This window comes from Aeromonas sp. s7(2024), from assembly GCF_040907825.1.
Taxonomy (GTDB): domain Bacteria; phylum Pseudomonadota; class Gammaproteobacteria; order Enterobacterales; family Aeromonadaceae; genus Aeromonas; species Aeromonas veronii.
In genome coordinates this window covers 1-24,584 of the sequence record NZ_JBFOCM010000026.1, presented here as the reverse complement: position 1 = coordinate 24,584, position 24,584 = coordinate 1, and the positions used below count along the sequence as shown (strand labels likewise).

At 60.6% G+C, this 24,584-nt stretch carries 25 protein-coding genes and 1 riboswitch; of the genes, 13 read left to right on the top strand and 12 right to left on the bottom strand.

Going from position 1 to position 24,584, the window contains the following annotated elements; all coding sequences use genetic code 11:
* Positions 1-72: 72 nt before the first annotated feature.
* Together gmk and AB5Y73_RS12195 are read right to left on the bottom strand one after the other, a co-directional pair.
* Positions 73-699, bottom strand: a complete 627-nt coding sequence (gene gmk, locus AB5Y73_RS12200; RefSeq protein ID WP_005357125.1) for a guanylate kinase — start codon at positions 697-699, stop codon at positions 73-75.
* Between the two features lie 303 nt (positions 700-1,002).
* The gene (locus AB5Y73_RS12195; protein ID WP_107683452.1) at positions 1,003-2,055 is read right to left on the bottom strand and encodes a glycosyltransferase family 9 protein; all 1,053 of its coding nucleotides are present in this window, start codon (positions 2,053-2,055) and stop codon (positions 1,003-1,005) included.
* A 222-nt stretch (positions 2,056-2,277) separates the two neighbouring features.
* On the opposite strand from AB5Y73_RS12195, the gene AB5Y73_RS12190 reads away from it, so the two are divergent.
* Together AB5Y73_RS12190 and AB5Y73_RS12185 are read left to right on the top strand one after the other, a co-directional pair.
* On the top strand, positions 2,278-2,991 hold the full coding sequence (locus AB5Y73_RS12190) for a 3-deoxy-D-manno-octulosonic acid kinase (protein ID WP_005357122.1): 714 nt from the start codon (positions 2,278-2,280) through the stop codon (positions 2,989-2,991).
* Between the two features lie 70 nt (positions 2,992-3,061).
* A complete protein-coding gene (locus AB5Y73_RS12185) occupies positions 3,062-3,925 on the top strand; it encodes a sensor domain-containing diguanylate cyclase (protein WP_040069586.1) in 864 nt (287 codons plus the stop codon).
* 6 nt (positions 3,926-3,931) lie between these two features.
* Here AB5Y73_RS12185 and AB5Y73_RS12180 read toward each other — a convergent pair whose 3' ends face one another.
* Positions 3,932-4,786, bottom strand: coding sequence for a carboxylate/amino acid/amine transporter (locus AB5Y73_RS12180; RefSeq protein ID WP_107683403.1), 855 nt, complete (start codon positions 4,784-4,786; stop codon positions 3,932-3,934).
* 39 nt (positions 4,787-4,825) lie between these two features.
* Between AB5Y73_RS12180 and AB5Y73_RS12175 the strand changes: the two genes are divergently transcribed.
* Positions 4,826-5,287, top strand: coding sequence for a DUF6314 family protein (locus AB5Y73_RS12175; protein WP_107683402.1), 462 nt, complete (start codon positions 4,826-4,828; stop codon positions 5,285-5,287).
* Between the two features lie 124 nt (positions 5,288-5,411).
* Here the strand turns inward: AB5Y73_RS12175 and AB5Y73_RS12170 are convergent, their stop codons facing one another.
* Entirely contained in the window at positions 5,412-5,573 is a 162-nt protein-coding gene (locus AB5Y73_RS12170; RefSeq protein ID WP_005339236.1) for a hypothetical protein, read from the bottom strand.
* On the bottom strand, positions 5,558-6,457 hold the full coding sequence (locus tag AB5Y73_RS12165; RefSeq protein WP_005355734.1) for a DMT family transporter: 900 nt from the start codon (positions 6,455-6,457) through the stop codon (positions 5,558-5,560). The genes AB5Y73_RS12170 and AB5Y73_RS12165 overlap by 16 nt, the downstream gene beginning before the upstream one ends.
* 91 nt (positions 6,458-6,548) lie before the next feature.
* On the opposite strand from AB5Y73_RS12165, the gene AB5Y73_RS12160 reads away from it, so the two are divergent.
* Positions 6,549-7,508 (top strand): LysR family transcriptional regulator, encoded by a 960-nt coding sequence (locus AB5Y73_RS12160; protein ID WP_107683401.1) that lies wholly within the window; start codon positions 6,549-6,551, stop codon positions 7,506-7,508.
* Here the strand turns inward: AB5Y73_RS12160 and trpS are convergent.
* Entirely contained in the window at positions 7,487-8,500 is a 1,014-nt protein-coding gene (gene trpS / locus AB5Y73_RS12155) for a tryptophan--tRNA ligase (protein WP_107683400.1), read from the bottom strand. The two genes, AB5Y73_RS12160 and trpS, sit on opposite strands and share 22 nt — an antisense overlap.
* A gap of 192 nt (positions 8,501-8,692) precedes the next feature.
* A complete protein-coding gene (locus AB5Y73_RS12150) occupies positions 8,693-9,130 on the bottom strand; it encodes a universal stress protein (RefSeq protein ID WP_005339229.1) in 438 nt (145 codons plus the stop codon).
* A 401-nt stretch (positions 9,131-9,531) separates the two neighbouring features.
* Between AB5Y73_RS12150 and fabV the strand changes: the two genes are divergently transcribed.
* The 6 genes from fabV to AB5Y73_RS12120 all read left to right on the top strand — a co-directional run bounded on the left by fabV (position 9,532) and on the right by AB5Y73_RS12120 (position 16,505).
* Entirely contained in the window at positions 9,532-10,719 is a 1,188-nt protein-coding gene (gene fabV, locus AB5Y73_RS12145; protein ID WP_107683398.1) for an enoyl-ACP reductase FabV, read from the top strand.
* A 92-nt stretch (positions 10,720-10,811) separates the two neighbouring features.
* Positions 10,812-11,336 carry a non-heme ferritin gene (gene ftnA / locus AB5Y73_RS12140; RefSeq protein WP_005339225.1) on the top strand — a complete coding sequence of 175 codons (525 nt, stop codon included), beginning with the start codon at positions 10,812-10,814 and terminating at the stop codon, positions 11,334-11,336.
* A gap of 151 nt (positions 11,337-11,487) precedes the next feature.
* The gene (locus tag AB5Y73_RS12135) at positions 11,488-12,672 is read left to right on the top strand and encodes an NAD(P)/FAD-dependent oxidoreductase (protein ID WP_005355716.1); all 1,185 of its coding nucleotides are present in this window, start codon (positions 11,488-11,490) and stop codon (positions 12,670-12,672) included.
* A gap of 81 nt (positions 12,673-12,753) precedes the next feature.
* Entirely contained in the window at positions 12,754-14,427 is a 1,674-nt protein-coding gene (locus tag AB5Y73_RS12130) for a sensor histidine kinase (protein WP_162895420.1), read from the top strand.
* 46 nt (positions 14,428-14,473) lie between these two features.
* The gene (locus AB5Y73_RS12125; protein WP_107683397.1) at positions 14,474-15,205 is read left to right on the top strand and encodes a LytTR family DNA-binding domain-containing protein; all 732 of its coding nucleotides are present in this window, start codon (positions 14,474-14,476) and stop codon (positions 15,203-15,205) included.
* A gap of 109 nt (positions 15,206-15,314) precedes the next feature.
* Complete coding sequence (locus tag AB5Y73_RS12120) at positions 15,315-16,505, top strand: MFS transporter (protein ID WP_040069602.1); 1,191 nt, start codon at positions 15,315-15,317, stop codon at positions 16,503-16,505.
* A gap of 73 nt (positions 16,506-16,578) precedes the next feature.
* Here AB5Y73_RS12120 and AB5Y73_RS12115 read toward each other — a convergent pair whose 3' ends face one another.
* From AB5Y73_RS12115 to AB5Y73_RS12100, 4 genes are all read right to left on the bottom strand, one after another.
* A complete protein-coding gene (locus AB5Y73_RS12115; RefSeq protein WP_107683396.1) occupies positions 16,579-17,703 on the bottom strand; it encodes a 5-(carboxyamino)imidazole ribonucleotide synthase in 1,125 nt (374 codons plus the stop codon).
* A complete protein-coding gene (purE, locus tag AB5Y73_RS12110; RefSeq protein WP_107683395.1) occupies positions 17,700-18,209 on the bottom strand; it encodes a 5-(carboxyamino)imidazole ribonucleotide mutase in 510 nt (169 codons plus the stop codon). Before purE ends, AB5Y73_RS12115 begins: the two co-directional genes overlap by 4 nt.
* Before the next feature lie 63 nt (positions 18,210-18,272).
* Positions 18,273-18,575, bottom strand: a complete 303-nt coding sequence (locus tag AB5Y73_RS12105) for a hypothetical protein (RefSeq protein ID WP_005321666.1) — start codon at positions 18,573-18,575, stop codon at positions 18,273-18,275.
* 4 nt (positions 18,576-18,579) lie between these two features.
* Positions 18,580-19,506 carry a sodium-dependent bicarbonate transport family permease gene (locus AB5Y73_RS12100; protein WP_107683394.1) on the bottom strand — a complete coding sequence of 309 codons (927 nt, stop codon included), beginning with the start codon at positions 19,504-19,506 and terminating at the stop codon, positions 18,580-18,582.
* Between the two features lie 109 nt (positions 19,507-19,615).
* Here AB5Y73_RS12100 and AB5Y73_RS12095 point away from each other — a divergent pair, with 109 nt between their 5' ends.
* The 3 genes from AB5Y73_RS12095 to murI all read left to right on the top strand — a co-directional run bounded on the left by AB5Y73_RS12095 (position 19,616) and on the right by murI (position 23,561).
* Positions 19,616-20,518, top strand: a complete 903-nt coding sequence (locus AB5Y73_RS12095; protein WP_107683393.1) for a LysR family transcriptional regulator — start codon at positions 19,616-19,618, stop codon at positions 20,516-20,518.
* A 35-nt stretch (positions 20,519-20,553) separates the two neighbouring features.
* Positions 20,554-20,732, top strand: a riboswitch (cobalamin riboswitch).
* Positions 20,733-20,783: 51 nt separating this feature from the next.
* A complete protein-coding gene (locus AB5Y73_RS12090; protein WP_107683392.1) occupies positions 20,784-22,649 on the top strand; it encodes a TonB-dependent receptor in 1,866 nt (621 codons plus the stop codon).
* Between the two features lie 108 nt (positions 22,650-22,757).
* Positions 22,758-23,561: a glutamate racemase gene (gene murI / locus AB5Y73_RS12085; RefSeq protein ID WP_107683391.1), complete on the top strand. Its 804-nt coding sequence runs from the start codon at positions 22,758-22,760 to the stop codon at positions 23,559-23,561.
* A gap of 7 nt (positions 23,562-23,568) precedes the next feature.
* On the opposite strand, the gene AB5Y73_RS12080 is transcribed toward murI, so the two are convergent.
* Complete coding sequence (locus tag AB5Y73_RS12080; protein ID WP_033138874.1) at positions 23,569-24,060, bottom strand: RNA-binding protein; 492 nt, start codon at positions 24,058-24,060, stop codon at positions 23,569-23,571.
* Between the last annotated feature and the right edge of the window lie 524 nt (positions 24,061-24,584).

The following is a 24,584-nucleotide window of genomic DNA, read 5'->3' as shown; positions in this document are numbered from 1 at the left end:
TCCAGTGTTTGGGCTTTCTGTATTTAGAAAAGCAGTGTTTAAAAATGACGCAAAAGTTTACTTGTTTTTGGCTTACTCTGCCAGTAGCTGTTGCAGCAAGTTTTTTTGAGCCTGTTGCTGGTGACGCATCTCCAGCCGTTGGCACTCAATAATGGACCTGAGCTGGAACAGCGCCTGCTCGAAGTCTTCGTTGATAATGACATAGTCATACTCGTCGTAGTGCACCATTTCGGCAATGGCTTTCGCCATCCGGCCGGCAATCACTTCGGCGCTGTCCTGACCGCGCCCAATCAGGCGGCGCTCCAGCTCTTCGCGGCTGGGGGGCAGGATGAAAATGGATTTGGTCGGCATCTGCTCGCGGATCTGGCGGGCACCTTGCCAGTCGATGTCGAGGAATACGTCGATCCCCTTGGCCAGACAGGCTTCGATGGCGGCGCGTGAGGTGCCGTAGTAGTTGCCGAACACTTCGGCCCACTCCAGAAAATCACCGCGTTCGATCAGTGCCTTGAACTCTTCCACCTGAACGAAGTGGTAGTGTACGCCGTGCTCTTCGCCAGGACGGGTGGCGCGAGTGGTGTGGGAAACCGACAGCTGCATCTTGCCCGCAGCGTTATGTTGGGTCAGCAAGGCATTGAGCAGACTGGATTTACCCGCGCCGCTCGGAGAAGAGATTATATAGAGAGTGCCTTGTTGCGCCATATTATTACCTTTAATCGAAACCGCTGTTTTGGTTGTAGCAGAGACCGCCGTCTTGTGCCCGAAAGGGAGACAGCCAAACGCAAAACGCGGAAAATTCTTGAGTCAGGAGGATGTAAAGGCGGCGAATTTTACCAGAATGCGGCGAATAAAAAAACGGCCGGAATCATATTCCAGCCGATCAAAGTATTCGTAGCTTGCTGCGGGAGCGTAACCCACATCAGCCTGCATTGTGCCTTTGGGGGCGGGCAGGGGCCATCAGGTTATCCCTGCCTGATGGCTCGGAATTCCCGAGGTGCCCTGTCACTACGGCAGCTGACGATCTGCACAGAGGCGGTCGAAGGCGGCGATCACCTGCTCGCTGGTGATTTTTCGCATGGCCTCCGGATCCTTGAGGCGGGTGCGCCAGCTCAATTCGGCCAGCGGTTTGCCGGTCTCCTGCTCGACCAGCTCCTGATAGACGCTGACCACGTAGTCGCGGCACAGATAGGGGCCGGTGCGGGCCGGATTGTGGTGGGCATAGAGACCGATCACCGGCGTGCCCACTATGGTGGCCATATGGGTGGGGCCGGTATCGGGGGCCAGCACCAGACTCGCCTCACCAATCAGTGCCAATAACTGCTTGAGGTTGGTCTGCCCCACCAGATCGACCGGCTTGCTCTGGCTGAGTTGCCGGATCTCGGCGGCCAGATCCCGCTCCAGCTTGGCCGGCCCGCCACAGAGATAAACCTGAAAGCCCTTGCTGGCGGCGTGATCCGCCAGCGCGGCATAGCCTGCGGCAGTCCAGTTCTTGAACGCCTTGCTGGCGGCGGCGCAGATAAGCAAGGTCGGTTTGCCGCCAATCTTATCCCTTGCCCACGCCTGATGTTGGGCGCTGATGGGCAGTTGCCAGTCCGGGGTCAGATCCTGGATGCCGAGCTCTTTGGCGAAAGCGAGGAAACCGTCCAGCACATGGGGGGAGGCAGGCGAAGGCACCTTGTGGTTGGTGAACAGCCACTGGCCGTCGTTGGCCCGCTCCCGATCAAACCCGAGTTTGACCTTGGCGCTGATGCCGAGGGTGGCGATGCTGGCCCGCATCGCCGCCTGCAGGTGGAGCAGGGCATCGAATTTGCGCCCCTTGAGGGTCTGCCAGAGATCGCGATAGCCGCGCCACCCCTTGCTCTTGTCGAAGGGGATCACCTCGACCCCGGGCAGATCGGCAAACAGGGTTGCCTCGATTTTGCCGGTGATCCAGGTGATGCGGGTCTGTGGCCACTCCCGCTGGATGACGCGCACCAGCGCCAGTGCGTGGCAGCAATCCCCGATGGCGGAGAGCCGCAGGATGCAGATGGAGGAAGGGGGCGTTTGAAATAGCGGCATGTTGTGGCGCACGGCTGGCAAAAAGGGTGGATGGCATTATGCAAACTCCCCTCTGGATTGTAAAATTGCGCACAATCGTCAGCCGGGATAGGCCAGGCCCTGCGCCATGACCTGTTTCTGCACGTCGTTGATTAAAGGCCACTATTGCGGGCATGCCAGAGCGGCAGCCTCATCGCCAATTGAAAAATTGCGATCCATGACCCACCGAGCGGGATCTCCACGATGCGAGTACAGACCGAACACAACCAGATCTGCTGGTATGCCGAAGGGGCCTTTCGCGACCCCTCTCCCCAGTTATTCGATCCTGCCTGGTGGCAGAACAACCGTCAGGTGGTGGGAACCTCCATCGGGCGGGGGGTGACCTGGTTCGTCAAGGATGAGTCCCGCCATCTGGTGCTGCGCCACTACTATCGCGGCGGCATGGTGGGCAAGGTTGTGCGGGATCGCTTCTGGTTCGAAGGGGTCGAGTCGAGCCGTGCCATGGCCGAATACACCCTGCTGGCCAAGCTGTGCGAGCTGGGGCTGCCGGTGCCGCGTCCGTTTGGTGCCCGCATGGTCAAACAGGGCCCATTCTATCGTGCCGATATCCTGATTGAGCGAATTCGCGGTGCCAAGGATATGGTGGCGCTGCTCAAGCAGGGGCCGGTGGCGACCGAGGTGTGGCACAAGATAGGCCAGACGGTGCGTCAGCTGCACGATGCCGGGGTCTATCACGCCGATCTCAACAGCCACAACCTGCTGCTCGATAAAGAGGGCAAGGTGTGGGTGATCGATTTTGACAAGGGTGCGATCCGCTCCCCCGGCGAATGGCAGAAGGCCAATCTGGAACGCTTGCTCCGTTCATTCAATAAAGAGTCTCAACTGCATACCAGTTTCCACTTCGTACCGGAGAACTGGCAGACCTTGATGAACGGGTATCAGGGAAAAGCGATCTGACCCTGTTGCTCGGCGTGAACGCCAATGTTACTTATTGAGCAGGTATTCAGATCCTGTTTCGAGGCGCCCCATGGAAATGCTCAAGACACCTTTGGTCGATGTGACTGCCCGGCTTGATCCGGGTCTGCTGTCTGATGCCATGGCGCTGCTGGAGGCGGGGATCTGGAGCTGGTCAGCCCAACACGGACTGCAGCGTGATCCCTCCTGCCTGCGCCTGTTGGGATTGGGAGAGTGCTGGCCGGATGATCTCGGCTGGCTGGATCGGGTTCATCCCGACGATGTTGCCCGGCTGGAAGATGCCCTGCTCGCCTGCCAGAGCGGCCGCAGCAGCGGTCTGCGCCTCGAATACCGCATTCTGCATCATCACGGTCACTACATCCGGCTGGAAGAGCGGATGCGTCGCGATGAGCGGGGGTATCTGCTGGGGGTTGTCCGTCACCTCGATCCCGCTGCCGTGCTGGTGGAGGAGCGACATGGCACCGATCCGCTGACCGGACTGGAGAGCCGTGGCCGTTTCGAGCAACTGCTTGAAGAGCGGCTGGCGACCGAGAGCGGCACTTTCAGTCTGCTGCAGTTTTCGGTCGATCACATGGCCAAAATCCAGCAATTGTTTGGCGAAGCGGCTTGCGACGCCATGCTGGCCAAGCTGGCGCGTATCGTGCGCCACGAGCTGCGGCGGGAAGATCCCTTCGCCCGCTGGGATGAGGACGGTTTTATCCTGATGCTCTCCCAGACCGAGCGGATGAGTGCGCTGGAGATCGCCGAGCGGCTGCGCCTCGAGATTGCCGATGCCAGCCTGCTGTCACAGCGGCCGGTCACCGTCAGTATCGGACTGGTACAGAGTCAGGCTGGCGAGCAGCTCGATCATCTGCTGGCCCGGCTGGCCAGCTGTCACAGTCAGGCCAGACGGGAGCACAACACCGTCGTCGGCTGAGTGCGGTCAGGGTAGGCCGCGCTTGTCACGCTGGCAGACCCAGAGCGAGGCCAGCATCAGCAGGCCGCCGATGGTCAACCGGGTCAGGTCGGTATCCTTGCCCCAGAGCAGCAGATTGACCAGCAAGCCGGCCGGAATGAGCGCATTGTTCATGATGGCCAGCACCCCGCTGGTGACCAGCGTCGCCCCCTTGTTCCAGAGGAAGTAGCCGAGGCCGGAGGCTCCCACCCCCAGCCAGAGCAGAATGCCCCACTGCAACCCTGACGTTGGGTATTGCGGCTTGCCCAGCAGCCACCAGGCGGGCAGTGCGATCACCAGCGCTCCCAGATAGAAGCAGCCGAACACCGCCAGTTGCGGCGGTTGCTCCGCCTCCCGTGCCAGCAGTACCTTGTAGCCCACTTGACCCAGGGCGAAACAGAGGTTGGCCCCCTGCACCACCATAAATCCCAGCACATAGCTTTCGGTCAGACCGTCGAAGCGGATGACGGCAGCCCCGATTACCGCCAGCAGGGCGCCCCACAGATAGGTGGGCTTGAAGCGCCCTTCCAGCAGGTCGTGGAGCAGGGTCACGTAGATGGGGGTGAAGATGGTAAAGACCAGCACTTCCGGCACCGTCAGCAGCAGAAAGGAGTGGTAGTAGAAGAGATACATGATGCCGAGCTGGATGGCGCCCAGCGCCATCAGCTTGGCCACCAGATCGGGGCGCAGCCAGCGGCGGCGCAGGAAGGGGAGAAACACCAGACTGGCGAGGGCGATGCGGGTCAGCACCGAGAAGTAGGCATCGACCTGACCAGCGAGGTAGACCCCGATCAGGCTGAAGGAGAATGACCAGAGCAGGGTGACCCCTATCAAGTAGTTCATGTGTTTGATTTATCGTCAGTTGTCAATTTTAAGGGGGCTATGATGGCCGAGATGGAAGCGGCAATCCAGCGTTTATGGGCGCGATTGCCACAGGTCGGAGCATTTTCCTTTACCGCCAGCAATGGCGAGGGGTCGACGACCGACTGGAATGGTCGGGGCGAGGGGCGTGTGCAGGTGACCGATCATCAGGGGGGCTGGCTGTTTAACGAGCAGGGCCGTTACATCACGCCTCATGGCAGGGAGCTAGCCATGCACAACCGTTTCTTGTGGCAGCGCAGCGAGCGGGGGATCCGCCTTTCTCACCTGCGTTATGAAGTGCCGGTCGAGCTGTTTGAGCTGCTGCCGCAGGGGGATGGCCGCTGGCTGACCGCCGAGCCCCATCTGTGCGGGGCGGATCACTACAGCGCCGAGTTGACCGAGATCGACGGTGGTTTTCTGCTGAGCTGGCAGATCACCGGGCCGCGCAAGAACGAGCGACTCAGCTATCGCTATCTGATCTGACGCCGGCTGGCAGGCATAAAAAAACCGGCGCAGAGCGCCGGTAGCGGGGGACAAATCGGAGGTTTTTTAAAACAGTCCCAAAAACAGGAGAGATAGACTCTCGTCACACATTCAGAGATGGACTTCAGGCATTCAGGGCATAGCTCAGCATGGCTTGCAGCTTGCTATCGAAGAACCAGGGCAGCAGTACCATCAGCAGGCCCAGGATCCCGGCCAGCCGCTGGCGATACTGCCAGCCGGCAATCAGTACCAGACCACCGCACAGTGTGGTCAGGATGCCTGACATAGGGAGACCTCGCGCTGCATGCGACGCTGCTGCGCCCACTGGTTCATGGCGACCGAGCCGAGGATCAGGGCCAGAGCCACGCCGGTGGTGGGGTGGATCTGCTCGCCGAGGAACAGGGCACCCAGCATCACGCCGAACAGCGGCACCAGATAGTTGCTGAAGGAGGCGAACGTCGGGCCGGCCTTCTGGATCAGCGCCATGTAGAGGAAGTAGACCAGACCGGTACAGAGGGTACCCAGCACGGTAATCGCGCTCAGGGCCTGGGTGCTCGGCAGGGTCAGGCTGCTGAGGTCAACCATGAAGGGGGCGACCAGCAGCAACTGGATTGCCGAGGAGATCAGGATATTACGGGCGACCACGACCGGATGGTCCTTGGCGAAGCGCTTGATCATCAGCAGGCCGATGGCGAAGCAGCTGGCACCCAGCAGGATGGCCATGGCACCGAGCAGACCGGCGTTCATGCCCTGGGAGAGTTTCGGCCAGAACAGGGTGAGTACACCGGCAAAGCCGATGATCACGGAAAGCAGACCGGTTTTGGTGATTCTTTCACCAGAAATAAACAGCGGTGCAGCCAGAATGGTCACAAACGGGATACAACCCATGACCACGGCAGCGATGGCGCTATCCACATACTGTTGGCCCCAGGCGACCATGATGAAGGGGATGGTGGCATCCAGCAGGGCGATCAGCATATAGGTGCGCCACGGGGTGTGCTCACTCTTGAGTCGCATGAACAGGCAGAGCAGACCCAGGGTCAGGCTGCCGCACAGGGCACGACCGGCAGCCACCAGAATGGGGGGCAACTCGGCAACGGCCTGGTGCATGAAAATGAACTGGGAACCCCACAGCAGGCCAATGGCCAGCAATAATAGATAGCTACGCATTTGAATCTCCGATGTATTAAGCCAGCGCATTCTAGGCAATCTGTTACTATGGTAAAAATGAATTGTTGGCATTTAACTATGGCTAATATCGATGGATAGCTCGCTCGCCCGTCTCGACCTCAACCTGCTCGCCGTATTCGACATGCTGATGCAGGAGCGCAACGTCACCCGTGCCGCCGAACGGCTGCATCTCTCCCAATCCACCGTCAGTCACGCCTTGGGGCGGCTGCGGGTGGCGCTGGATGACCCGCTGTTCGTGATGAGTCGGCGCGAGATGATGCCGACCGAGCGGGCCAAGGCGCTGGCCGGGCCGGTTCGCCAGGCGCTGGCGATGCTGGAGCAGGGATTGCGGCAGGCCAAAGGGTTTGATCCCGCCAGCGCGCGGCGGATTTTCCGTATCGCCACCCCGGGCTCGGTGGAGCATGGGTTGGTGCCGGTGCTGGTGGAGAGGCTCCATCGGCAGGCCCCTCACTGTCGGCTTGAGGTGTGCGAGCTGGCCGACAGCGACTACGAGCGGGAGTTGGAAAAGGGTGAGCTGGATCTGGTGATCGGTTTCGCCGGGGCGAATCACCTCTCACCCCGTTTGTGGCGGGAGGAGTGGTTCAACAACCCGCTGGTCTGCCTGTCGCCACTCGGTAGCGAGTTGCCCGATGTGCTGACCCCGGTCGAGCTGGTGAGCCGCCCCCACATACATACTTCCAGCTGGGGTCACAGTCAGGCGATGGTAGAGCTCTGGCTGGCCCGTTTCGGGGTGGAGCGGGAGCTGGGCGTGCGGTTGCCGAGCTTTATGGCGGTGCCGCCACTGATGGCGACCGGCCGCTATCTGGTGGTGGTGCCCGAGATGATCGGGCGCCACTTCTGCCGCTACTACCCGCTGCGGATGCACCAGCTCGACCCTGCCATCCCGATCGTCTACCTGATGGCGGGGCACCCGCTGACCGCCCATGACGAGGCGATCGGCTGGTTCAAGAGCCTGTTGCACCAGTTGGTGTTCGACCTCTACGGCGACGATGCACTCGGGACTCCCGCTCAGCGGATGCTGGCGAAGTAGTCGAGCCCCATGGCGCTTTTCACCTCCGCCAATACCTCATCGGTGATGATGCGAGCCTGCTCGGTGCCTTGATAGAGCAGCTCCAGCAGCATCTTCTTGTCGGCAATGGCCGCGGCCCGGCGCTCCCGCATCGGGGCGAGCAGGGTTTGCAGGCAGTCATTGAGCACCTGTTTGCAGCGCATGTCCCCCAGTCCGCCTCGTCGGTAGTGGGCCTTCATCTCGGCGACCAGCGCCTTGTCGGGGTGGAAAGCATCGAGATAGGCGAACACCGTATTTCCCTCCACCTGACCCGGATCGCTCACCTTGAGGTGGTTGGGGTCGGTATACATGGCGAACACCGCCTGTTTGATCTCTTCCGCCGACATGCCGAGCTCTATGGTGTTGCCGAGGGATTTGGACATCTTGGCCTTGCCGTCGATGCCGGGCAGGCGGCCGGTGTCGCTCAGGATCGGCTGGCATTCGGTCAGCACCTCTTTGCCTACCAGAGAGTTGAAGCGGCGGACGATTTCGTTGGTCTGCTCCAGCATTGGCAGCTGATCTTCCCCGACCGGCACGTGGCTGGCGCGAAAGGCGGTGATGTCGGCGGCCTGACTGACCGGATAGACCAGAAAACCGGCTGGCAGCGTGCGTTCGAACCCTTTTTGCTGGATCTCTGCCTTGACGGTGGGGTTGCGCTCCAGCCGGGCGACGCTGACCAGATTGAGGTAGTAACAGGTGAGCTCGGCGAGGGCAGGCAGGGCGCTCTGCAAGCAGAAGGTGGTCTTGGCCGGGTCGAGACCGACCGCCAGATAGTCGGCCATCACCTCCAGCACGTTGTCGGTCACCTTGGTCGGATTGTGGCCGTTGTCGGTCAACGCCTGCAGATCGGCGATCATCACGAATTGACGGTAGTGGTGCTGGGCTTCGACGCGCTGGCGCAGGGAGCCGACATAGTGGCCGATGTGCAGTTTGCCGGTGGGACGATCGCCAGTCAGGATTACGGGGTTGTGCATGTCACTCTCTCCAGTTGGGTGAGCCGGGAGGCGACAAAGGGATAAAAACAGTTGACCGCCTCTCGGCGGTCACGGTGTTTTCTTTGGGAAATTTACAATAGAAACGCGGTGCCGCCTGTTTAGGAGCAGCACCACCAGTAGTTGTGATTGAATGCGGTCATATTCATAGCAAATCAAACTACGCCGGTTTCATTACTTCTGCAAGGGGACGACCAGCAGATCGCAGGGCACCGTATTCATCAGCTGACGGGCGCTGGAGGTGAGCAGACTCCAGAAACTCTGGCGATGGCCGCACACCAGCAGGTCGATCTCATACTCCTTGACCGCCTGATTGACCCGCTCGCTCAGATCGCCGCAGATCACCAGCTTCTTCTCGATGGGGTAGTCCACCGAGGCCAGAAATGCCTCCAGCTTCTCTTTCGCTTCGGCGATCACCTGATCCTGCACGTTGTCGATATCGATATCGATCATCTCGGTGTAGAGATCCTTGAGGTCCACATCGACATGGATAACCGACAGCTTGGCGCCGTTGGAGCGGGCTCTGTCCACCGCCTTGTCGATCACCTTGCGGTTATCTTCAGAGAGGTCGATCGCGGCCAGAATATGCTTGTAATAGGTTGTTCCACTCATGGGGGTTCTCCTTACCGATCCTTCAGCCCACTATACCAATCTCTGCTGAAACTAAAATGGTGCCTCAGGCACAGTTTTGGGATTTAAATGAGTTTAATGACGTGTGACACAGTGTCAGCCACTCAGTTATTAACCACTATTTGCCTATAAATTAAACAAGAGTTTGACGCCGGTCACATCCCCCGGCTTGCCGATCAGGGGGGAGAGGCATAGGATGGGCCCGTGCTTCGCAATGAACACAAAACAACAAAAAGCATCTGAATACCGCTTTGGGGAGCCACGAGCTCCCTTTTGTTTTTCTGCCTCATTTCTTGCCGCTTTTCTGACTGATAGCGATCCGGCATCAAGTTAATCTCCTTCGATTTGGTTATGCTGTAGCCAGTTTCTTTGGAGGCCTTCCCATGATCATTCATCCCCAGATTCAAGGTTGTGTTGCCCGCAACTGTCACCCTATCGGCTGTCGCGCCGCCGTGCAGCAGCAGATCGAACGGATCAAGGCTGCTGGCCCGTTCAACGGCCCCAAGCGGGTGCTGGTGCTGGGTGCCTCCTCCGGGTTTGGACTGGCGTCGCGCATTGCACTCGCCTTCGGTGCCGGTGCCGACACCATCGGCATCTCCTTCGAGCGCGGCCCTTCCGACAAAGGATTGGGCAGCGCCGGTTGGTACAACAACATCTGGTTTCGCAAGGAGGCGGTGCAGGAGGGGCGTATCGCCATCAACCTGATCGGTGATGCCTTCTCCGACGGGATGCGCCAGCAGGCCATCGACACCATCCGCCAGCAGCTGGGGCAGGTGGATCTGGTGATCTACTCGCTGGCGAGCGGTATTCGAGTGCTGCCCGACGGCACGCTGGTGCGCTCGGTGCTCAAGACCACCGGTCAACCATTCAGCGGTTGGGGGCTGGATCTGGAGCGCGATACCCTGGTGCAGCAGTCGCTGGCGCCCGCCACGCCGGAGGAGATCCGCGATACCGTCACCGTAATGGGGGGGGAGGATTGGCAGCTCTGGATGCAGGCGTTGCAGCAGGCCGGTTGTCTCGCGCCCGGTGCGCAAACTGTGGCTTACTCCTACATCGGCCCCGAATCCACCTATCCCCTCTATCGGGATGGCACCATCGGTTATGCCAAGGAGCATCTGCACGCCACCGCCGAGACCATCAACCTGCAGCTGGCCGAGATTGGCGGCCACGCCTGGGTATCGGTCTGCAAGGCGCTGGTAACCAAGGCGAGCGCCTATATTCCGGTGCTGCCGGTTTATCTCGGCTTGCTGATGGGGGTGATGAAGGAGCGCGGTGTGCACGAAGGCTGCATCGAGCAGATGCAGCGACTGTTTGCCGCCAAGATGTACGGGCCCAATGGGGTGGTGGCCGATGGCAACCGGCTGATCCGGATGGATGACCACGAGCTCGACCCGGCCATTCAGGCTGCTGTTTCGGCGCTCTGGCCCAAGGTGACGCCGGACAATTTCCACGGGCTGGGGGACTTTGCCGGGCTGCGGCAGGATTTCATGCAGCTCAACGGCTTCGAGCTGCCGGGCGTCGATTATGCTGCGCCGGTGGATGTCGCCTCCCTTGGCGAGCTGACCCCCTGAGCTGAAAGAAACGGGATCTCCCTCTCGTTGGCGGGTTGATTCGCGGCGGGAGTGTGGCGACAATCGATACCAAATCACTGAGGAGAAACAAGATGCTGGCCCAAGCCATGATTGAGAAGTTGAACGAGCAGATTAACCTGGAGTTCTACTCCTCCAATCTCTATCTGCAGATGAGCGCCTGGTGCGAAGACAAGGGCTTTGAAGGGGCGGCGACCTTCCTGCGCCAGCACGCGGTCGAGGAGCGCCAGCACATGGAGCGTCTGTTCACCTACGTGAGCGAGACCGGTGCCATGCCAAAACTGGGTGCCATCGATGCCCCTCCCCACGAGTTCAAGTCGCTGGGCGACGTGTTCCGTACCACTCTGGAGCACGAGTATCACATCACCAAGTGCATCAATGGTCTGGCCCACGTAGCCTTCACCACTCAGGACTACTCCACCTTCAACTTCCTGCAGTGGTATGTGGCCGAGCAGCATGAAGAGGAGAAGCTGTTCAAGAGCATCGTCGACCGTCTGGGTCTGGTGGGTGAAGATGGCAAAGGCCTCTACTTCATCGACAAGGAGCTGGCCGAACTGGCCAAGGGCGCCCCGGCCAGCATCATGGACAGCAACGCCTGATAGTCGTGGACACTTAGTGTTCAGCCAGTACAATAACGGCCCTTTTAAGGGCCGTTGCTTATTCTGGTGGGCAGCCACTATGGTTCTGTTCCGCCAGAGGCAATCACGGTTCAGGCCAGGTGCCGTTTCTATTTTTGATAAGTGAGTGATGATGAAGCAGGTCGATGTGGTGGTGATCGGGGCCGGTGCGGCCGGATTGATGTGTGCGGCGCAGGCGGGCTACCGTGGCCGCTCCGTGCTGGTGCTCGACAACGCCAAGAAGCCGGGCCGCAAAATCCTCATCAGTGGCGGTGGCCGCTGCAACTTCACCAACCATCAGGCGGGCGCTCACGCCTACCTGTCGGAGAATCCCCACTTCAGCAAGTCGGCGCTGGCCCGCTACACCCAGCAGGATTTCATCGATCTGGTGGATCGCCACGGGGTCAACTATCACGAGCGCACTTTGGGGCAGCTGTTCTGTCTCGAGAGCGCCAAGGATATCGTCGATGTGCTGCTCACCGAATGTGACTGGGCCGGGGTGACCCTGCAGTTCCAAACCGAAATTCTCACCGTCAGCAAACAGGACGAAGGGTTTGTGTTGACGACCAGCAAGGGTGAGATCGGCTGTCACTCGCTGGTGGTGGCGACCGGCGGTCTCTCCATGCCCAAGCTGGGGGCGACCCCTTATGGCTTCAAGCTGGCGGAGCAGTTCGGCCTCAAGGTGCTGCCGACCCGCGCAGGTCTGGTGCCATTCACCCTCCATCAGGCAGAGAAAGAGGCGTTCGCCGATCTGGCGGGCATCAGCCTGCCGGTGGCGGTGACCGCCGAGGATGGCACCCGCTTCAAGGAGGCGATGCTGTTTACCCATCGCGGCCTCTCCGGCCCCGTTATCCTGCAGATCTCCTCCTACTGGCACGCTGGCGAGAAGATCCACATCAACCTGCTGCCGGAGCTGGATATTCCGGCCGCCCTGCGTGAGTGGGCGCAGGCACACCCGGCGCAGGAGCTGAAAACCGTGCTGGGGCGCGAGCTGCCCAAGCGCTTCGTCGACAAGTTGGTGGAGCTGGGTCAGCTGGTCAGCAAGCCGATGCGTCAGTACAACGAGCGGGAACTGGAAGCGGTGGCCAACTTGCTGGGTGACTGGCAGATCCTGCCCAACGGCACCGAGGGGTATCGCACCGCCGAAGTGACCCTGGGCGGCGTCGATACCAACGAGCTCTCCTCCAAGACCATGGAAGCGCGCAAGGTGCCGGGCCTCTACTTCATCGGCGAAGTGGTGGATGTGACCGGCTGGCTGGGTGGCTACAACTTCCAGTGGGCCTGGTCCTCCGGCTGGGTGGCCGGTCAGTACTGTTGATGTCACAGGGGCTGGTTTATCCGGCCCCGATTTATTGGTCAGGGTTAGGGTGATCGGTCGGGTTGCCGCAAGGGGGCGCAGATGCTTGAGAATCAGATGATGTTGTTGGCGGTGTTCGAACGGGCGGCGCTGATGCTGATGACCCTCTTCTTCCTGACCCGCACCCGGCCGTTCCAGCGGCTGTTCCAGAAGCGGGATCACACCCCGGCGGAGCTGGTGCTGGTAGCCTCCATCTTCGGCCTGTTTGCGGTGTTCAGTACCTATACCGGCATTCCGGTGGAGGGGGCGCTGATCAACGTGCGGATCATCGCAATTATCTCTGGCGGCATTCTGTTTGGCCCCTGGGTCGGCATTCCGGCCGGGGTCATCTCCGGTCTGCACCGCTATCTCATCGACATGGATGGTCACACTTCCATCCCTTGCCTTATCGCCAGCATCATCGCCGGGCTGCTCGCCACCTGGTTGCACCTGCGCTGTCGAAAGTCGCGGCTCTGGCTCTACGGCATTCTGGCGGGGATGCTCTGCGAAGGGCTCACTATGTTGCTGATCTGGCTGCTGACTGAGCCCCACGAAGTGGGGGTGGAGATCGTCAACCACATCGCCTATCCGATGATTGCCGGGGCGCTCTGCATCGGCCTCATCATCAAGCTGGTGCAGGATCTGGATGACGAGAAGGAGCTGATTGCCGCCAAGCAGGCCAAGCTGGCGCTCGATATCGCCAACAAGACGCTGCCCTTCTTCCAGAACATCGATCGCCACTCCCTCAGTCAGGTATGCGATGTGATCCGGCGGGACATCAGCGCCGATGCGGTGGCCATCACAGATACCCATGACGTGCTGGCTTATGTCGGGGTGGGCAAGGACTATTACGAGCTGGATGAGCACCACGCCATCAGCGGCATGACCCAGCAGGCAGTGTTGCTCGACCAGATCATCATCAACAACGATTTGCGCCAGTATCACCTCTCCGATTTCCACTCGGTCATCATTATTCCGCTGCGGGAAAACGGCTCGGTGAGCGGCACCCTCAAGATCTACTATCGCCGCACCCACAGCATCACCAGTTCGCTGCGGGAGATGGCGGTGGGCCTCTCCCAGCTCATCTCCACCCAGATGGAGGTGTCGCGCATCGAGCAGCTCAAGGAGATGACCCGCAAGGCGGAGTTCACCGCGCTGCAGAGCAAGATCAACCCGCATTTCCTGTTCAATGCCCTCAACGCCATCTCATCCTTGATCCGCATCCGCCCCCAGCAGGCGCGCCAGCTCATCGCCAATCTGGCAGATTACCTGCGCTACAACCTCAACAAGGGGGATGAACTCATCGACATTCAGGAGGAGCTGCAGCAGGTGCGCGACTACGTGGCCATCGAGCAGGCCCGCTTTGGCGATAAGCTGGAGGTGGTGTTCGAGGTGGACGATGTACACATTCAGGTACCGAGCCTGCTGTTGCAGCCGCTGGTGGAAAACGCCATCCTGCACGGCATCCAGCCCCGTAGCGCGCCAGGTCGGGTCACCATCGAGGTGAAACAGCTGGCGGGCGGCATCCGGGTATCGGTGCGGGATACCGGCTACGGCATCAGTCAGGAGGTGATCGACGGGGTGGCAGCGGGGCGGGTGGAGAGCCGCAGCATCGGTCTGATGAACGTGCATCAGCGGGTCAAACTGCTCTATGGCGACGGCCTGCACCTCAAGCGGCTGGAGCCGGGTACCGAAGTGAGTTTCTATCTGCCGGATCAGGAGTCGATGCCATGCTGAGAGCCATCATGGTTGAGGATAAGTGGGTGCCGCGAGAGGTGTTGTCATGCTGAAAGCGATCATAGTGGAAGACGAGTATCTGGCTCGCGAGGAGCTGGCCTATCTGGTGAACCAGCACAGCTCCATCGAGATAGTGGCGAGCTTCGAGGATGGGCTGGAGGCGTTCAAATACCTGCAGGATCACGAGGTGGATGTGGTGTTTCTGGATATCCAGATCCCCTCCATCGATGGTCTGCTGCTGGCCAAGAACCTGCACAAGTCGAGCCATCCGCCCCACATCGTCTTCGTCACCGCCTACAAGGAGTTTGCGGTGGAGGCGTTCGAGCTGGAGGCGTTCGACTACATCCTCAAACCCTACAACGAGCCGCGCCTCATCAGCCTGCTGCAAAAGCTGGAGCAGGCAGGCAAGTCGCAGGCGGGGCAGGGGAGCGAGCCGGGGGCTGCGCAGAATCGCACCGTCAATCTGGTGAAGGGGGAGCGCATCATCGTCACCCCCTGCGAGCAGATCTACTACGCGGAAGCCGACGAGAAGCTTACCTATGTCTACACCCGCGATGACCGCTACGTGATGACCATGACCATCAGCGAGTTTGTCAGCCGGCTGCCTGCCGAGGGGTTCTTCCGTTGCCACCGCTCCTACTGCGTCAACATTAACAAGATCCGCGAAATAGTCCCCTGGTTTAACAGCACCTATCTCATCCGGCTCCATGATCTGCCGTTCGAGGTGCCGGTCAGTCGCAGCAACATCAAGGCGTTCCGTCAGCTGATGCGGCTCTGATTGTCATTCATTCCCGCCGATCTGCATTTCATGCCTTAATCGATCGGCGCGAACTGCGTCTTGCCTATAGTGGCCTCAATTTCCTTAAGGCCATCGACCGAGACGCATCATGACCAAAGAGATGAACCGCACCCGGTACCTGACACTGATCGGTACCATCATCACCCAGTTCGCACTGGGTTCTGTCTACACCTGGAGCCTGTTCAACGCCCAGCTCTCCGACAAGCTGGACGAGCCGGTGAGTCAGGTCGCTTTCGCCTTCGGCCTGCTCAGCCTCTCGCTGGCAGTCGCCTCCTCCATGGCGGGCAAGCTGCAGGAGCGATTCGGGGTGCGCAACGTGACCTTGGGCGCCGGTGTGCTGCTCGGCATCGGCTTCTTCCTCACCGCCCATGCCAGCAATCTGGCGATGCTCTACCTCTGCGCGGGCATTCTGGTCGGTTTTGCCGACGGCACCGGCTACCTGATGACTCTCTCCAACTGTGTGAAGTGGTTCCCGGAGCGCAAGGGGCTCATCTCCGCCTGTTCTATCGGTGCCTATGGCCTCGGTAGCCTCGGTTTCAAATACATCAACCTGCTGCTGCTCTCCAGCTCCGGCCTTGAGACCACCTTCCAGCTGTGGGGGCTGATCGCCATGTCCATGGTGCTGGTGGGCGGCATGCTGATGAAGGATGCGCCCAAACAGGCCGCTTCCGTGCAGCAGAGCGAGAGCCGTGACTTCACTCTGGCTGAGGCGATGCGCAAGCCGCAGTACTGGATGCTGGCGCTGATGTTCCTCACCGCCTGCATGAGTGGCCTCTATGTCATCGGCGTGGCCAAGGATATCGGCGAGAAGATGGTGGGTCTGCCTGCTGTAGTCGCCGCCAATGCCGTCGCCATCATCGCCATGGCCAACCTGGGTGGCCGTCTGGTGCTGGGTATCCTCTCCGACAAGATGTCCCGCATCCGGGTTATCACCATCGCTCAGCTGATTACCCTGGCGGGCATGGCGCTGCTGCTGTTCGTGCCGCTCAATGCCAACCTGTTCTTCGTGGCGGTCGCCTGTGTGGCGTTCAGCTTCGGCGGCACCATCACCGTCTACCCCTCGCTGGTGAGCGACTTCTTCGGTCTCAACAACCTGACCAAGAACTACGGCGTCATCTATCTGGGCTTTGGTCTGGGCAGCATCATCGGCTCCATCGTGGCCTCCCTGTTTGGCGGCTTTATGGCGACCTTCCACCTGATCCTGGTATTGCTGGTAGTGGCGCTGGTGCTCTCCCTCACTATCCGCCTGCCGGCACCGGTCGCGGTGGAGCGGGCCTGATAAGCCTCCTTGCCACAGCAAGCAAAAACAGAGACCCGGGCCACGCCCGGGTCTTTGCATTTCCGATGCTCGATCAGCGTGGCGCTAGCCCCAGCAGCTGGCGGGCCTTGCGGCAGCTTTCCTCCACCGTTGACCAGTCGTCACCGGTTACCGTGATATGGCCCATCTTGCGGCCGGGGCGGGGTTCGCCCTTGCCATAGAGGTGCAGATGCAGGCCGGGCAGCGCCAGCAGGGCAGCCCAGTCGGGTGTGCCGTTCTGCCAGAGATCTCCCAGCAGGTTGATTAACAGGGCGGGGCGCACGGCGATCTGCTCCGGCAGCGGCATATCGCACAGGGCCCGCACCTGCAACTCGAACTGGCTGCATGCGGCGTTGTCGAGGCTGGGGTGACCCGAGTTGTGGGGGCGGGGCGCCAGCTCGTTGACCAGCAGGCGGCCTTCCACCAGAAAGAACTCCACCGTCAGCACCCCGACGTAATCGAGGGCTGCGATCAGCCGCTCAGCGATTCCTTTGGCTTCGCTCTCCAGCACCGGCACATTGGCCGGGGAGCGAGTCTGATCGAGGATGCCGCCGCTGTGCCAGTTCTGCACCAGCGGCAGGGCGCTGATGGCGCCACTCGGGCTGCGGGCCAGGGTCAGGGCAAACTCCCCCTCCAGCGGCAGACGTTTCTCCAGCACGCAGGGCACACCACTCGCTGCCAGTGCCGTCGCCAGCTCATCCAGATTGCTCACCTGCCACTGCCCCTTGCCGTCGTACCCTTCGCGGGCCGTCTTGAGGATGGCGGGGAAGAGTTCGCTGGCCTGTGCGGGGATGGGCTCTTCCGGCAGTAGCGCCAGATAGGGGGCGATCGGGATGTCAGCACCGCGCAGAAAGGCTTTCTCCTCGCGGCGATCCTGACAGATGCGCACCGCGCTGGCGCCTGGGCGCACCGGCTTGTGTTTTTCGAGCAGCGCGAGGGTGGCGGCTGGCACATTTTCGAACTCGCAGCTGATGGCCTCGCAGCGGCTGGCCAGCTCGAGCAGGGCGGTCTGGTCGTCATAGGGGGCGACAATATGGTGATCGGCTGCGGCACCGGCGATGCTGGCCGGATCGGGATCCAGTACCACCACCTTGTAGCCGAGGCGGTGGGCGGCCATCACGAAGTAGCGGCCAAGTTGGCCGCCCCCCAGCATGCCGAGGGTGGCGGGTGGCACTATCATGTCGGCTCCTCCAGTTGCAGCGCCAGCACCCGGTCGCGCTCGTGGGTACGGAAGTCGTCGAGCTGCTGCCGGTAGCGGGGGGCGTCGTCATCTCGGTCGACCGAGAGCAGAGAGACCGCGAACAGGGCGGCGTTGGCGGCCCCCGCCTCGCCGATGGCGAAGGTGGCGACCGGCACCCCCTTGGGCATCTGCACGATGGAGAGCAGGGAGTCCATCCCCTTGAGATGGCGAGAGGGGATGGGTACCCCCAGCACCGGCAATGTGGTCTTGGCGGCTACCATACCCGGCAGGTGAGCGGCGCCACCGGCTCCGGCGATGATGGCGCGCAGTCCGCGCTCGCGGGCAGTGGCGGCATACTCGAACAGCAGATCCGGGGTGCGATGGGCCGAGACCACCTGCGCCTCGTAGGGCACGCCGTGCTCCTTGAGGATACGGGCGGCAGCCTGCAGCACTGGCCAGTCGGAGTCGGAGCCCATTACTAGGCCGATCAGGGGAGCGGTGTTCATTTTTTCTGGTTCCTTGCTGTTAAACGTTTGCTTTTGGTGGGCAAAAAGAGCCGGCAAGCCGGCTCAGAATTTCTCGGGTCGCACGATTTCGACCGGTTGCAGAAAGGCGATCATGGCGTAATCTGGGTAGTAACGACTCTGCAGGTGGGCCAGCAGCCGCTCCGCCTGCTCCCGGCTGCAGATCGCCTCCAGCCGGATGTTGCCGCTCTCGCTCCAGCTGGCGTTGCGCTCGCCATGATCCCCCCGGCCACGGGCATCCGTGATGGTGTAGCCGCGCAACCCCTCGCGGGTGAGGGTGCGCAGCAGGGTGGGCTCCAGATTGGCTTCCGTGATGACGGTCAGCAGGGTGCGGGTCTCGGTCTGCATGTGGCTACTCCGTGAAGTGGCGGGCCCAGCTGTGGTAGAGCGGGATCCCCAGCATGATGTTGAACGGGAAGGTGACCCCCAGCACGGCGCTGAGGGACAGCCCCGGGTTGGCCTGAGGCACGGCGATGCGCATGGTAGCCGGCACGGCAATATAGGAGGCGCTGGCCGCCAGGGTAGCCAGCAAGGTCAGGCCGCCGAGAGAGAGGCCCATCAGCTGGCCAGCCGCCAGCCCCAGTCCCGCCGAGGCGAGCGGCATCAACAGGGCGAAGCCGAGCAGGAACAGGCCGTGGCGGCGCAGATCCTGACACTGACGGGCGACGATCAGGCCCATCTCCAGCAGGAACAGCGCCAGCGCACCCTTGAACAGGTCGACAAACAGCGGTTTGAGTGGGGCAATTCCGTCCGGCCCGGCCAGATAGCCGATGGCCATACTGCCGAGAAGCAGGGTTACCCCTTTGCCGAGGAAGGTCTCGTGGGCCAGCATGCGCCAGCGGGTCTCGCGGCTGATGCCGCGGGCCAGCACTATGCCCACCAGAATGGCGGGGATCTCCATCACCGCGAGGAAGATGGAGAGCTGTGATTCAAAGCTGATGCCCCGCTCGGTGAGCCAGTTCACCCCGACCGCAAAGGTGGCGACGCTGACCGAACCATAGTGGGCGGCGGTGGCGGCGGCATCGACCCGGTTCATCTTGAGGCGCAGCACGGCAAAGCCGAGCAGGGTCTGCACCACGCCGAGCAGGATCACTAGCGCCAGTTGTGGCAGCAGAGGTTGCAGGGATTGCTGGGCCAGACCGACGCCGCCCTTGAGGCCGATGGCCAGCAGCAGAAAGAGAGAGAGGGTGTCGTAGAGGGCGGGCGGCAGCTTGAGCTCGGATCGCACCAGACCGGCCAGCAGACCAAACAGAAAGAAGAGTACAACAACGTCCAGCATGATGGTTCGCAGGGCAGTTCAGATAATGGTTGCATGCTAGAGCCCGCAATGTTTCGATAAAATCAGATTTTCGCTGATGGTTGTTCGGTAAAAACTGATAGGGAACGGCATGCTCAACTACAAACAGCTCTACTACTTCTGGCATGTGGCGCGCAGCGGCAGTGTGACGCAGGCCGCCGAACAGCTGCATCTCACGCCGCAGACCATCAGCGGTCAGGTCGCCGAGCTGGAGCAGTCCCTCGGGGTGGCGCTGTTCAACCGGGTGGGGCGGCGTCTGGTGCTGACCGCCGCCGGACGGCAGGCGCAGGAGCAGGCGGGGGCGATTTTCTCGCTCGGTGCCGAGCTGGAGCACACCCTGCGCCACGCCAGTCAGGAGCTGACCATGCAGGTGGGGATCGCCGATTCGGTACCCCGCACCCTGGCGTTCGAGCTGCTGGCTCCCGCCATGGCGCTGGCGACGCCGCTGCGGCTGGTGTGCCACGAGGAGCGGGCCGAGCAGCTGTTCAGCGAGCTGGCCCGTCACAAGCTGGATATGGTGCTGATCGATCGCCCGCTTCCCCCCGACAGTGGCGTGCGCGGCTACAACCACGAGCTGGGGCGCAGCCCGCTGGCGCTGTTTGCCAGCCCGGAGCTGGCGGCTCGGGCGCGGGACGGCTTTCCCGCCTCGCTGGAGGGGTTGCCGCTGCTGATCCCCGGAGAGAAGTCTGCCACCCACGATCGGCTGCTGGCGTGGTATCGTCAGCAGGGCATTCATCCCCATCTGGTGGGGCAGTTTGATGACTCCACCCTGATGAAGTCGTTCGGCAAGGCGGGGATGGGGATCTTCCCGGCACCGCTGGCAATGGCTGACGAAATTGGCCGCCTCTACGGGGTGGAGCGAATTGCGACCCTCACCGATGTCACCCTCTCTTACTATCTGGTCTCGGCAGGACGCCATCTCTCTCATCCCGGGGTACAGGCGGTGATGGAGGGCGCCCAGCAGCGGTTGGCGGCGCTGGCTGGCAATAAATAGAAATCTGGATGGCTATACATCCAGCTTGGCTCTGCCTATAATCCTCCCGCTTTGGCGCATCATGCTTAATAGGGAATCCGGTGAAAATCCGGAGCTGGCGCGCAGCGGTAAGGGGGAACGAAGCGACATCAGGGCACTGCCGTCAGGCGGGAAGCCGTCGCCGTAGGCCATCAGCCCCCGAGCCCGAAGACCTGCCAGAGTTCGTATTTCGGGCCGAGAGAAACCGGCCACGAAGTAGATACTTACGCGAACTTAAGGATCTCTCATGTCGAAGAAATTTCTGGCGGCTGCCCTGTTGCCGACGGCGGCGTTTGCCCAGCAGCTGACCATTCCCGTCAATCCTACCATGGTGGTGACCGCTACCCGCGTCGCCCAACCTGCCTCCAGCGTTCTGGCCCCGGTCAATGTGGTGACCCGGGACGAGATCGATCGCCTGCAAGCCCAGACCGTGACCGATGTGGTCAAGACCCTGCCCGGTGTGGAAGTGGTCAGCAATGGTGGCCGAGGCCAGCTCAGCTCGCTGCGGGTGCGTGGTGGCACCTCTTCCCAGACGCTGGTGCTGGTGGATGGGGTACGCAGTGCCTCCCTGACCGCCGGGATGACCGAACTGAACAATCTGCCACTCAATCAGGTCGAGCGGATCGAGTATATCCGCGGCCCGCGCGCCACCATTTATGGTTCTGATGCCATCGGCGGGGTGATCAACATCATTACCCGTCCCGACAAGGGGACAAATCAGCACAAGTTCAATATCGGTGCTGGTTCCCATCAACAGCGTCAGGCCGCTTTCAGTAGTGCCAGCCAGGTCGGTGAGGCGGGTCAGCTCAAGGTGGCTGGCGGTTTTGATGATGAAGAGGGTTACAACGTACACCCCTTGCCCGGCATCAACGATGGTGATCGTCACGGGCATCAGGGCTACAACGCCATGCTGGACTACCAGCAGGCGCTCGGCAGCAATTGGGATCTGTTCGGTACAACCCGCTGGTTCCGCAATGTCGCCCAGTACGACCGCTCTTCTGCTGCTTCCGCCTGGGGGCCTGCCACCCATCAGCGCAACGAGACCTGGACTGAAAACCAGAGCTATCAGCTGGGGTCGCGCTATCACGATGACCGCTATCTGAGCGAGCTGCGTGGCGCTTTCTCCAAACAGGATGCTTACGACTATCAGGACAACAGTGGCCGCGATCAGGCTGATAACCGGACCTATACCCGCCAGTACAGCCTGAACTGGGTCAACAGCTTGAAATTGAACGAGAGCTGGACCTTGGGAGGCGGGGCCGATTGGCAGAGTGATCGACTGGATGATCGCTCCCTCTCTTCTGGTGTGACTTACCCAGCCGATGCCAAAGAGCGCGACAACACCGGCCTCTATGCCCTTGCTCAGTTCGACAACCATACCTGGCAGGCCGAGCTGAGCGGCCGTAGCGATGACAACGAGCAGTTTGGCCGCCACAACACCTGGCAGACCGGCGCAGGCTGGCGCTTTGTGGAGGATTACCGCCTGAGTGCCCGCTACGGCACCGGTTTCCGCGCCCCCTCCTTTAACGACCTCTACTATCCGGGGTCAGGCAATCCTACCCTGAAGCCGGAAGAGTCGAAGAGCAGCGAGCTGATGCTGGACGGTCAAACCGCTGGCGTGGAGTGGCGAGCCACCGGTTATCGCAACGACTTCGAACAGATGATCCAGTGGGCACCCAACAGTCAGGGTATGTGGACACCACAGAACGTTGGCAAGGCGCGAATTGAAGGGATCGAGCTGGAAGGGGAGTTTGATACCGGCTGGGTGAGTCATAGAGTCTCTGCCGAATACAAGGATCCCAAAGACAAGGTAACCGACAAGCAGTTGCAGCTGATCTCCCGCAAAGGGGCCAAGTGGGTGACGCAGGCGCAGTGGCAGCAGTTTGATGGTTCATTGAGCTGGATCTATCAGGGTGAGCGCTATGGCGATGTGGCTAACACCACCAAACTCGGTGGCTACAGCGTGTGGAATCTGGCTGTCGGCTACAAGGTCACCCCGGCGCTCAAAGTATCTGGCAAGATCAACAACCTGCTGGACAAGGACTATCAGACGGCGGTGGGTTACCCTGCCGATGAGCGCGCTTACTACGTGACAATGGAATACTCACTCTAAGCCGGACCCGGCCAAGCGGAAAAATCAGGGGCCCTGCCATTGGCAGGGCCTTTTCTATTGGCGGCAGGCGGGAGTATGATCGCCGCCTTGCACCAAAGGGGAGCTCAAGTGGCCAATATTCTCGTGTTTGATTCCGGTATGGGTGGCCTGACCATCTACCGCGAGATCCGCCGCGTTCTGCCGGCACACAACTATTTCTACTGCTTCGACAACGCCAACTTCCCCTATGGTGAATTGAGCGAGCCCGCCCTGATTGCTGCCTGCACCCGCTTGGTGACCACCATGGTAGCCCGTCATCATATCGATCTGGTGGTGATTGCCTGCAACACGGCCAGCACCATAGCGCTGCCGGCCCTGCGCGAGGCGCTGGATATTCCCGTGGTGGGGGTGGTGCCAGCCATCAAGCCCGCCGCCGCGCAGACTCGCAACGGTTGTATTGGTCTGCTGGCCACACCGGGAACCGTCAGCCGCGACTATACCCACGAACTGATCGCCCAGTTTGCCCCCGGCAAGCGGGTGCTGCTCAAGGGCACCACCGAGCTGGTCATAGAAGCCGAACACAAGCTGGCGGGCCTGCCGGTCAATATGGCGCTGCTGCGCGAGGTATTGGTCGACTGGCTGGAAGGGGAAGAGCAGCCGGATACGCTGGTGCTTGGTTGCACTCACTTCCCGCTACTCAATGAAGAGATTGGGCAACTGATGCCGCAATGCCAGCTTATTGACTCGGGCAGTGCCGTTGCCAAACGGGTGGCCTGGTTGCTGAGCAATGGCGGGCACGCCGCCGTGCAGCCTGTACATATAGAAGAGGTGATTGCCAGGGCTTACTGTACCCGGCTGGATGGGGAGGCCCAAAAACTGACAGCCCCCTTGCAAGCATGGGGGCTGTCATCACTGGAAGAGGTGAGGTACTGACGAGCGGTTAGACGTCAGCTTCGCTACCTTCCCTTTCCTCTTTATCACGTTTGTCATTCGCTTCACGTACCTTGAGGGTGCGCTGCTGGTACTCTTTATCATTCAAAGCGGCAATCGCCTTGGCGGCATCGGCGGCGGGCATCTCCACGAAACCGAAACCTCTGCGCTTGCCGGTTGCCTTGTCCTTCATCAACCGCACGGAAATGACCTGGCCCTGCTCGGCAAACAATTCGCGCACTGCAATCTCATTGGCGCGATAGGGCAGGTTGCCTACATATAAGGTGCAAGTCTCCTGATTGGCGATCGACTCGGCGACATTAGCCGGGGTTCGCTTCAGGAACAGCGGTACCACGAAACCGCCGATGGCCAGACCTGCTGCAAAAATCACTTCCGCTTTCAAAGAGAACTGCAGGGCCTGGGCAACCAGGTAGCCAACCACTGCCAATACCAGAGCAAGGATTGCGGCCTGCATATATACGGGAAACTTGGATAAATTCATCTTAAAAGACCTTTTGTAAAAGAAAGCAAAAAAGGTGCAACACTATATTCACCTCCATGGTAACCAGCTTTCCTGATTGGCGCTACCATGGACCACTCGGGAGAGGTTATCGGCTCCAGTATGGCATTCCCAAGGTCACTGAAGGCGACATAAATGACGCTAAAATGGGAGTGAAATAACCGGATTGTGGATAACATTGTATATATACACTGAATAAGCTGTTTCTAATTGAATAATTTGAAATTTTCGTGATTTTCTTCAAAAAAAGTCTTGTCATCGCAGCGCCGCTCCCTATAATGCGCCCCTACCAGCACGGCGGAACACGCCGAACTGATGAGCCAGCTTCCTAGCGAAGTGGGCGCCGAAAGAAAAGCGAAAACAATCGCTTGACTTTCGAAGTGAGAAGCGTAATATGCGCCTCCTCAACGCGACAAGCGTGACGCTCTTTAACAATTTGAATCAAGCAATCTGTGTGGGCACTCACAGCATCGAACATCAAAAACAATTTTTGATTTTCAATGTCT